8 protein-coding genes and 3 pseudogenes are annotated in these 9,349 nt (G+C 72.4%); 5 read left to right on the forward strand and 6 right to left on the reverse strand.

All coding sequences use genetic code 11. The features are described from left to right. From AB0P17_RS42690 to AB0P17_RS42705, 4 genes and pseudogenes are all read right to left on the reverse strand, one after another. A pseudogene (locus tag AB0P17_RS42690) lies at positions 1 to 95 on the reverse strand (UPF0016 domain-containing protein); the annotation flags it as partial. Positions 96 to 146: 51 nt separating this feature from the next. Beyond that, complete coding sequence (locus tag AB0P17_RS42695; RefSeq protein WP_365820437.1) at positions 147 to 1,448, reverse strand: cation:proton antiporter; 1,302 nt, start codon at positions 1,446 to 1,448, stop codon at positions 147 to 149. Between the two features lie 7 nt (positions 1,449 to 1,455). Beyond that, the gene (locus tag AB0P17_RS42700; protein ID WP_365820439.1) at positions 1,456 to 1,941 is read right to left on the reverse strand and encodes a TrkA C-terminal domain-containing protein; all 486 of its coding nucleotides are present in this window, start codon (positions 1,939 to 1,941) and stop codon (positions 1,456 to 1,458) included. A gap of 458 nt (positions 1,942 to 2,399) precedes the next feature. After that, positions 2,400 to 2,693, reverse strand: coding sequence for a DUF3040 domain-containing protein (locus AB0P17_RS42705; RefSeq protein WP_365820441.1), 294 nt, complete (start codon positions 2,691 to 2,693; stop codon positions 2,400 to 2,402). 334 nt (positions 2,694 to 3,027) lie between these two features. On the opposite strand from AB0P17_RS42705, the gene AB0P17_RS42710 reads away from it, so the two are divergent. The 3 genes from AB0P17_RS42710 to AB0P17_RS42720 all read left to right on the forward strand — a co-directional run bounded on the left by AB0P17_RS42710 (position 3,028) and on the right by AB0P17_RS42720 (position 5,782). Then, a complete protein-coding gene (locus tag AB0P17_RS42710; RefSeq protein ID WP_365820443.1) occupies positions 3,028 to 4,077 on the forward strand; it encodes a sensor histidine kinase in 1,050 nt (349 codons plus the stop codon). A 2-nt stretch (positions 4,078 to 4,079) separates the two neighbouring features. Next, positions 4,080 to 4,739, forward strand: coding sequence for a response regulator transcription factor (locus tag AB0P17_RS42715; RefSeq protein ID WP_365820445.1), 660 nt, complete (start codon positions 4,080 to 4,082; stop codon positions 4,737 to 4,739). Between the two features lie 155 nt (positions 4,740 to 4,894). Next, positions 4,895 to 5,782 (forward strand): ABC transporter substrate-binding protein, encoded by an 888-nt coding sequence (locus AB0P17_RS42720; RefSeq protein ID WP_365820447.1) that lies wholly within the window; start codon positions 4,895 to 4,897, stop codon positions 5,780 to 5,782. A gap of 10 nt (positions 5,783 to 5,792) precedes the next feature. Here AB0P17_RS42720 and AB0P17_RS42725 read toward each other — a convergent pair. Both AB0P17_RS42725 and AB0P17_RS42730 read right to left on the reverse strand, forming a co-directional pair. Next, a pseudogene (locus AB0P17_RS42725) lies at positions 5,793 to 6,544 on the reverse strand (hypothetical protein). Between the two features lie 388 nt (positions 6,545 to 6,932). Then, positions 6,933 to 7,199: pseudogene (locus tag AB0P17_RS42730) on the reverse strand (FCD domain-containing protein); the annotation flags it as partial. Positions 7,200 to 7,643: 444 nt separating this feature from the next. On the opposite strand from AB0P17_RS42730, the gene AB0P17_RS42735 reads away from it, so the two are divergent. Then, complete coding sequence (locus AB0P17_RS42735; RefSeq protein WP_365820449.1) at positions 7,644 to 8,138, forward strand: NUDIX domain-containing protein; 495 nt, start codon at positions 7,644 to 7,646, stop codon at positions 8,136 to 8,138. A 176-nt stretch (positions 8,139 to 8,314) separates the two neighbouring features. Then, on the forward strand, positions 8,315 to 9,250 hold the full coding sequence (locus AB0P17_RS42740) for a glycoside hydrolase family 75 protein (RefSeq protein ID WP_365820451.1): 936 nt from the start codon (positions 8,315 to 8,317) through the stop codon (positions 9,248 to 9,250). The last annotated feature ends 99 nt before the right edge of the window (positions 9,251 to 9,349 follow it).

Raw genomic sequence — 9,349 nt, forward strand, 5'->3', positions numbered from 1 at the left:
GAGACGAGCTTGACGATCCAGTCGGGCAGCAGCCCGATGAGGCTGCCCGCCCCGATCGCGATGGCGACGTGCACGATGAACGCGGTCGACGTGCCCTGTGCCCCGTTCGCCTGTGGGGGGGCGGGGCCGTGGCCGGGCCGGGCGGGTCAGCCGTGGCTGGGCGCCGTGTCGCTCACGTCGGGGACGGACGGCTCGGCCCGTCCGGACTGCTCCGGCTTCGTGTACGGCTCGGACGTCACCTGCGCCTCGGCAGCCGCGGGAGCCGCGGACGGTACGGAGGCGGCGGCCGGCGTCTTGGCGCCGCGGGTGAGGCGGCGGGCCAGCGGCTCCGTCCAGCGCGCGGCCAGCGGGCCGAGGATCACCAGGATGAGGACGTACGCGGTGGCCAGCGGGCCGATCCGCGGCTCCACCCCGACGGCCAGCCCGGCGATGACGATGGAGAACTCGCCGCGTGCCACCAGCGTGCCGCCGGTGCGCCAGCGGCCCGCCGTCCGGACACCGGCGCGCTTGGCCGCGTACCAGCCGGTGGCGATCTTCGTGAGGACGGTGACGGTCGCCAGGATGAGGGCGGGCACCAGGACCGGCGGAATGGCGGCCGGGTCGGTGTTGAGACCGAAGAAGACGAAGAAGACGGCGGCGAACAGGTCGCGCAGCGGTGCCAGCAGGTTGTGCGCGCCCTCGGCGACCTCTCCGGAGAGCGCGATGCCGACCAGGAACGCGCCGACGGCGGCGGAGACCTGGAGCTCCTGGGCGACCCCGGCGACGAGCACGGTGAGGCCGAGGACGACCAGCAGCAGCATCTCGGGGTTGTCGGAGGAGACCGCGCGGCTGATGAGCCGGCCGTGGCGCAGCGCCAGATAGAGCACCGCGCCGACCGTGCCGAGCGAGATCAGCAGCGTCAGGCTGCCGCCGGCGAGGCTGAGACCGGCGAGCAGGGCCGTGAGCAGCGGCAGGTAGACCGCCATGGCGAGGTCCTCGATGACGAGGACGCCGAGGATCACGGGGGTCTCTCGGTTGCCGAGGCGGCCGAGGTCACCGAGGACCTTGGCGATCACTCCGGAGGAGGAGATCCAGGTGACGCCGGCCAGCGCCACCGCGGCGACCGGACCCCAGCCCAGGATCAGCGCGGCGACGGCGCCCGGCACGGCGTTCAGGACGAAGTCGACGATGCCGGAGGGGTACTGCGTCTTGAGGTTGGAGACGAGCTCGGACGCGCTGTACTCCAGCCCCAGCAGGAGCAGCAGCAGGATCACGCCGATTTCGGCGCCGGTGGCGACGAACTCCTCGCTGGCGTTGAGCGGGAGGAGTCCGCCGTGCCCGAAGGCGAGTCCGGCGAGCAGGTAGAGGGGGATGGCGGAGAAGCCCACTCGGCCGGCGAGCCGGCCGAGTATCCCCAGACCCAGGATGATGGCCCCGAGTTCGATGAGCAGTGCGGTGGTCTCGTGCACGGGCGCTTTATCCTCCGGTGATCAGTTCGGCGACGGCGTCCACGCCTTCCCGGGTGCCGACGACGACGAGCGTGTCCCCCAGGGCGAAGCGGAAGTCCGGGGTGGGCGAGGGGAAGGCGTCGGTGCGGCGCAGGACGGCGACGATGGAGGCGCCGGTACGGCTGCGCACCTGGGTGTCGCCGAGCGTCCTGCCGACGTAGGGGGAACGCTTGGTGACCGGGATGTGCTCGGTGAGCAGGTCGATCTCGATGTGCTGGTGCAGGTGGGCGACCGGGTCCGGGGTCAGCAGCTTGCGGAGCGCACTCGCCTCGTGCGGGGCGAGGGTCGCGGCGTCCCGGCAGCTGTCGTCGTCCTCGGGATCGTGGAAGGCCAGGATGCGGCGACCGTCCTGGCGCACGACGACCGAGAGGTGCTTTCCCGCTTCGGTGTTGAGGTCGTAACGGGTGCCGACCCCGGGCAGGGTGGTCTTACTGACGTGAGCGGTGTGCTCCATAGGAAACGGCTCCATGCGGGCGTGGCGTGAGGGTGTGCGGGCATGCTGAACCCTTGGGTCCGCGGCGGCACGGACCAGGGTCCGGCGACGGGGCACGACTGCGCGAGCCGTCCGTCACCGGACAAGGGATTCTGCATCATGCGTCGCGGCGAAGCACAGGTAAGGGGACCCGTGGCGGGACCCGCGACGCGACGGACACCGTGCCGGCCGACCGGACGCGGCGGACCGTCAGGGGTGCGCGTCTCATGGAACCGCCCCCTCCGCCCCCGCGAATGCGACCGACCGCCCAGCATCTCAGTAATGGGGGTGCCAAAGCTCAAGAGAGCGTTGGTCACCTGAGCGCTATTTTAACGTAAAATAATTTGTGAGGATTATTACGTATGCAACGAAAAGAACCGCCGGGGACTCCGGCGGTTCGGCTCTCCCGGCCACGGCGGCGGACCGGGACCGGTGGACGTCTACCCGGGAGGCGGCGGGTTGCCCCGCCCGGCCCGGACGCGGTCGGGGTCGAACAGATGCGCGGCGATCCCCGCCAGTACCAGTCCTCCCGCGATGAGGAGCCCGTGGCCGAGGGCGATGCCCAGGGCCAGACCGCCGAGCGCGACGGCCAGCATCAGCCAGGCGGTGCCGTGCCGGTACTCGCGCGGACGGCACGGGGTGCCGGCCTCCAGCGCGTGGAAGAACCGGGGATCGTCGTGGCGGATCCGCTCCGCCAGGTCACTCAGGGTCTGCCGGTCCTCTTCCGTCGCCATGGTCCGCCTCCCCGCTGTCGTACGTCGTTCCGCTTCGCCCTGCCCGGCCGTGCCCGCGTCCGCCTGCCCTGGCGCACGCCCCGCCCGCCCGCGTCCGCGCTGCCCGTCACGTACGCCCCGCCCGCCACGTGCGTCGCCCACGTCGCGTGCGCCGCCTCTCCCCGGCCGGTGCTCCCCTACGATCGCCCGCCGCGGCACTCCGCCGCCATCCGCATCGACACCCACTTCGGGGGGAGAGCGACATGTAGACGGGCGGGGGTGACGGGGCGGTGGTCGGGCCGCTCCCGCCGCGCGGGTGATAGTGGGGACGTCACCTGCGAGGAGGCCCTGCCCCGTGTCCCTGTTCTGGCGGATCTTTCTGCTCAACGCCGCGGTCATGTTCGCGGCCACTGCCCTGCTGCTGCTCGGCCCGGTCACCGTGTCCGCCCCCGTGCTGCTCACGGAAGCCCTGATCATGGCGTTGGGACTGGTGGCCATGCTCGTCGCCAACGCCGCGCTGCTGCGCGTGGGGCTCGCTCCGCTGCAACGGCTCACCCGCGCGATGACCACGACCGATCTGCTGCGCCCCGGCCGCCGGCCCGCGGTCTCGGGCCACGGCGAGATCGCCGAGCTGATCATGACGTTCAACACCATGCTCGACCGGCTGGAGGCCGAACGGGCCGCCAGCAGCGGACTCGCGCTCTCCGCGCAGGAGGCCGAACGCCGCCGGATCGCACAGGAGTTGCACGACGAGGTCGGCCAGACCCTCACCGCGGTGCTGCTCGAACTCAAGCGGGTCGCCGACGGGGCTCCCGCGCCCGTGCGCGCCGACCTGCTCCACGTACAGGAGACGACCCGCGGCAGCCTCGACGAGATCCGCCGCATCGCGCGCCGGCTGCGCCCCGGCGTCCTGGAGGAGCTGGGGCTGATCAGCGCGCTCAAGGCGCTGACCACCGAGATCACCACACACACCGGGCTGACGGTCCGGCAGCGCTTCGACGGCGATCTGCCGGCGCTGGGCGAGGACGTCGAGCTGGTCGTCTACCGGGTGGCGCAGGAGGGACTCACCAACGTCGTCCGCCACGCGGACGCGGGCCGGGTAGACATCGCGCTCCGGCGCACCGCCACCGGGGTGGAGCTGCTCATCGCCGACGACGGCCGGGGCGTCGGTACGGCCACCGAGGGCGCCGGCATCAGGGGCATGCGGGAGCGGTCCCTGCTCGTCGGCGCCGAGATCACCGTGGGGCCGGGCCGGGGGCTCCTCCCCACCCGGGAAGCGGAACGTACGGAGAATCAGACACAGACACAGACACAGACACAGATGCAGACGCAGGCACAGGGACAGCGGCGGGGCGGCGGCACCGGCGTACGCCTGTCCGTGCCGGTCGGGAACGGGAGCAACTGACCATGGCCGAGACGGTACAGACCCGCATCCTGCTGGCGGACGATCACGCGCTGGTCCGCCGCGGGGTCCGGCTGATCCTCGACGGCGAACCGGACCTGACGGTCGTCGGCGAGGCCGGGGACGGGGCCGAGGCCATCGAACTGGCCCGCGCCGAACGTCCCGACCTGGTGATCCTCGACATCGCGATGCCCCGGCTCACCGGGCTGCAGGCGGCGCGTGAACTCTCCAGGCTCCAGCCGGGAACGCGCATCCTGATGCTGACCATGTACGACAACGAGCAGTATTTCTTCGAGGCGTTGAAGGCCGGGGCGAGCGGCTACGTCCTCAAGTCCGTGGCCGACCGCGATCTGGTGGAGGCGTGCCGTGCGGCGATGCGCGACGAGCCCTTCCTCTACCCGGGGGCGGTGACGGCGCTGATCCGCAACTACCTCGACCGGGTGCGGCAGGGCGACAGCATCCCGGACAGCGCCATCACCCCCCGGGAGGAGGAGATCCTCAAGCTCGTGGCCGAGGGGCACACCTCCAAGGAGATCGCCGGCCTCCTGCTCATCAGCGCCAAGACCGTGGAGCGCCACCGCGCCAACCTGCTCCAGAAGCTGGGGCTGCGCGACCGGCTGGAACTGACCCGGTACGCGATCAGGGCCGGTCTCATCGAGCCGTAGATTCCCCTCGGGTTGTCCTCCGTTCCGTCTTACCGGCGCACGTGTGGAGTCCGCGCGCCCCGTGCTGGGCAGAGAGTTGAGGGGTGCCCGTACGAACCCGCGTACGGAGAGGGCGCCCCGGACACCGCACCAACACGAGCGGAACGAGGCGAGGCATGAACCCGGGCAACAGCTGGGAGTTCACGGACGATCGCGGCCGGCTCACCACAACACCGAGCCGTCCGACACGGGTGGTGGCCTACATACAGGCCGGCGCGACACTGTGGGACCACGGACTGCGCCCCCTGGGAATCTTCGGTTCCCACCATGACGGAGAGACACAGGACCCGGCGAAGGCGGGCGGGCTGCCCCTCGCCGAGCTGCGCTCGTTCGGCGCGGGCAGCTCCTTCGACCCGGCGGCCGTCCTCGCCGCGGAGGCCGATCTGGTGGTCGCCGTCGGCTACGGCACGGGCCAGGTGTACGGCATCGACCCGGAGGCCGCCAAGCACCTGGAGGAGCAGGTTCCGGTCGTCGTGATCGAGGTGGGGAAGGACCGCTCGCTCGGCTCCGTCAGGGACCGGTTCTCGGAGCTGGCGGGCTCGCTCCGGGCGCCGCTGCGGCCCGCGGTGGCGGAACTGGAGGGCGCGGAGGCGCGGCTGACCGCCCGGACGGCGGGGCCCGCGCGTCCCCGGGTGCTGGCGCTCTCCGCCGCCGGCCCCGGTACCGCGTACCTGGCCCGCCCGGACACCTGGCCCGATCTGCGGGCCCTGATGGAGCAGGGGGTCGAGCTGATCTACCCGGAAGAGGGCGGCGGGGCCAACTGGCGTACGGCCGACTGGTCCGAGGCCGCCGCGCTGGCCCCGGACATCGTGCTCGCGGACGTACGCGCGAACGCGGCGCCGCGCGAGGCTCTCCAGGACAACCCGCACTGGCGCGCCATCGGGGAGCGGGCGCGGATCGTGCCGTGGAACCCGGAGGTGCCGGCGAGCCATCGCGCGCACGCGCGCTTCCTCGACACGGTCACGGAGGCGCTCGCGGCGGTCGCGGCGGGGACCGGGGAGTAGTGGTCGCGCCTCAGCCCTTGCCGAAGAGCTGTGCGGGGTAGGCGCCCGCGGCCAGCGCGGTCCGGGCGAAGCCGCCGGCCAGCTCGGTGTCATCTCCCCCGCCTCGTCCAGCAGACCGCGCTCCCGCAGCCGGTCGCGGGTCGCGTCCCACTGCTCCAGGGACCATCCGCGGGTCTGCCTGAGGACGGCCGATGTCACGGCCTTGCCGGTGGCGTTGTGCAGGACCAGTGCCTCGATCCCGGAGAGGCCCGCCACCGCCAGAGCGGCGAGGTGACCGTCGCCCCGGTGCTCGCGCAGGAGTGTCGCGGCGTGCCACAGGGCCAGGTGCGGCTCCTCGGGCACGGGGAGACCGGCGTTCGCGGCGTACAGCGTCCGTCCCTCGCGGCGGCACGCCTCGGTGGCGCGCAGCGCCAGTTCGGCCGTCTCGACCATCTCCTTCGACGTGAGCGCCTCCTCCCCGAGCAGCCGTCGCAGCGTCCGGTCCGCGCCGCGCAGCCGCGCGGCGAGCACGGCCTCCGGCGTGGTGATCGCCCACGCGGCCGGTATCTGCCGGGCCACGTGATCATGGTTGAAGTTGTAGAACGTCGCCGTGACCGTGCCGGCGCCGACCGCTCCGAGCGGCGCGGCACGGCCCGCGACGTAGCCCATGGCCCTCTCTTCCAGCCCGATCGAGGCGAATTCCTTCGCCGGTTCCGGTGCGAAGTACGGGGCGGAGTGCAGGGGGTGGCAACTGTTCGCCGACGGACGGGCATAAGGACGTATTAGCTCGTTTGAGTGTTGATCGCGGGATTGGCTTGCGGCGTCGCAGGGGCAGCGGAGCAGCGTCGGTGGTGCGACCTGGGACGCCGGGTGTGGTGTCGGCGTGCGGGGCCCCTGTTCCACCAGCGAGATGGTTCAGGGCCTCCCCGTCGCCTCCGGCCACACCCATATGGCCAGGTCGTGAGGGACTCCGCCCGCCCGGTGCGGACCACGGACAGGATCCGTGCCGCCGCCCGGGACGCGAAAACGGACGACCAGTGCGCCCAGGACCGTTCGGGGCGTGCCAGCGCGCGGACCCACCCCCGCTCACTGCTCAGGAACGGTTGAGGACGTCGTGACAGCGGCGGCCGGCGGTCATGTCCATGTAGGTCTCCTGAGTTCGTCATGGGTGTCACGGGGCCGGTCTGTGCGTACGGTCAGGTTCCGCGCGGTGCTCCGACTGCCGGGCCGGCAGGCCGGCCGCGCGTTCGGCGTCCCGGCTCAGGGCGGCTTCCTCCAGAGCGCCGTGCTCCTTGACGCCGTCCCGCTCCGGGACGCCGGCGCCGGACCAGCGCCGGGCCAGCTCGCTCGCCGTCCACAGGCGGTCGAAGCCATCCAGGAGCGCCGGGTTGCCGCAGCCTTCGAGGAGCGCGCGGTGGAACCGGCAGTGCGCCACAGATAATCGATTATTCACTTCATAATCGATTATGGGCCCGATCGCGTCACGTCAGCACCAGCAGCCTTTCCCGGGTGAGCCTTCGCGTATTCGTTCCATTTCTTGGAGTAAGAAGGAGGTATGCCGACCGGGAAACCCGGTCTTCGGTTGATCCGATCCACGGGGGATGCATAAGGGGGAGGAAGGAGCCGTCCCGTAGCACCGACCACTGCAGCTCCTCCGCAGGGCGCGGCCCACTGCGACCCCGTACGGCGCAACTGTTCATACGATCGGCCCGGTGGTGTCGCCCCGGAACCGGAGCGCCCTCTTCCGTACCGCCGACCCCTCCCCCACCGCGTCACGCCTGGGACACGCACCCGTCACACCCGGGCCAAGGGCGCCGACGCACGCGTTCTCGGCGTGGTGTTCGCATGGCGACCCGGTTTGCTCGTGCACAGACTTGACGGCATGTCGGGCAAACGAAGCGCGGGGCTGCTGCTGTACCGGGTCACGGACTCCGGCGCCGCCGTGCTTCTCGGCCACATGGGCGGACCGTTCTGGTCCGGCCGCGACACCGCCGCCTGGTCGATCCCCAAGGGGGAGTACGAGGCCGGCGAGGCGTCCGAGGCGGCGGCGCGCCGGGAGTTCCAGGAGGAGCTGGGGCTGCCGGTGCCCGAGGGCCCCTGGATCCCGCTCGGCGAGTCCCGGCAGCGGGGCGGAAAGACCGTCACCGTCTGGGCCGTCGAGGGCGATCTCGACCCCGGCCGGGCCGTGCCCGGCACCTTCACCATGGAATGGCCGCGCGGCTCGGGCGTCCTGCGGGAATTCCCCGAGATCGACCGCTTCGACTGGTTCCTCCTGGCGGACGCCGTGGAGCCGCTGGTGACGGGCCAGCGTGTCTTCCTCGACCGGCTGCGCCGGTACATAGCCGACGGCCGCCCGCCGTCCCGGCCCGGTGGCTGAGACGCGTCCCTGAGCGGGCCACCGGGCCCGCGCCGGCCCGAGACCGCCCACGCGGGACCCGTACGGCCGCCACGCGCCCCACGCGCCGTCCCACGGCGTGCCGCGCCCGGAGCGCCGGTGCGTCGTCACCGCCCGCCCCTCGCCCTCCCCGGACATCCAGGAAAGGGAACCTCTCCGTGCACTCACGCACGCATGTCCTCATCACGGCCGGCACCGCGCTGCTGGCCGCCGCCGTGGTCCCCGCCACGGTGCTGCCCGCCCTCGCCGTCCCCACGGCTCCGCTCCCCGCCCCGTCCCTCACGGCGGAACCGTCCACCGCCCAACCGTCCACCGCGGAACCGTCCATCGGCGCCCGGCACGGCGCCGTACCGTCCGCCGCCACGCCGCTCGCCGCGCCACCCCCGGCCGCGCGCTCCGCCGCGCCACCGGCCGCCGCGCGGTCCGCGACGAGGGCGCCCGCCCCGCGGGGCGCGGCCGACCCGCCCGCCGAAAACACGGTGAACACCGAGAGCGCCGAGAGCGCCGAGAGCACGGTGAGCGCGACGGCGCTGATGGCCCGGGCCGAGCGCTGCGACCAGATCTCGAACGGGCTCTACCGCACCCGTGAGGACGCGCCGCCCACGGTCGCCGTCTGCGACACCCGGGGCGCGGTGTTCTGGAAGGCCGACATGGACATCGACTGCGACGGCCGGCTCACGGCGCAGTGCAACCACGAGACCGACCCGTACTACCAGGAGCAGACCGCCTTCACACAGAGCGACGGCAGGCATCTCAACGCGGAGGAACTGCCGTACATCGTCGTGCCGATGACCAGTTCGATCTGGGACCACGCCTCGTCGGGGATCCACGGCGGGGCGCTCGCGGCCGTCGTCCACGGCGACAAGGTGCAGTACGCCGTCGTCGGGGACGTCGGGCCGCCCGGGATCATCGGGGAGGCGTCGCACGCCGCGGCGCGCGGTCTCGACATCCCGACCGACCCGGCCCGGGGCGGTGTCGCCTCGGGGGTCACGTACATCGTCTTCAAGCACTCGCAGGTCGCCCCCATCGAGGACCACGACGCCGCCGTCCGGCTCGGCGACGAGCTGGCGAGGAAGTTCCTCCAGGACAACTGAGAACCGCGGAGCGGCGAAAAGGGGGTGGCGGCGCCCGATGGAGCGGGATATGCCGAGCAGCCCGGACAGGTACCGGACTCCCGCCTCGCAGCCCTCGCG

It is taken from the genome of Streptomyces sp. NPDC088124 (assembly GCF_040685895.1).
GTDB lineage: Bacteria > Actinomycetota > Actinomycetes > Streptomycetales > Streptomycetaceae > Streptomyces.

Bases quoted from the DNA above. Each gene is read 5' to 3' on its own strand.
- AB0P17_RS42700 (WP_365820439.1), bottom strand. From the start codon at position 1,941: ATGGAGCACACCGCTCACGTCAGTAAGACCACCCTGCCCGGGGTCGGC.
- AB0P17_RS42705 (WP_365820441.1), bottom strand. From the start codon at position 2,693: ATGGCGACGGAAGAGGACCGGCAGACCCTGAGTGACCTGGCGGAGCGG.
- AB0P17_RS42720 (WP_365820447.1), top strand. From the start codon at position 4,895: ATGAACCCGGGCAACAGCTGGGAGTTCACGGACGATCGCGGCCGGCTC.
- AB0P17_RS42735 (WP_365820449.1), top strand. From the start codon at position 7,644: ATGTCGGGCAAACGAAGCGCGGGGCTGCTGCTGTACCGGGTCACGGAC.
- AB0P17_RS42715 (WP_365820445.1), top strand. From the start codon at position 4,080: ATGGCCGAGACGGTACAGACCCGCATCCTGCTGGCGGACGATCACGCG.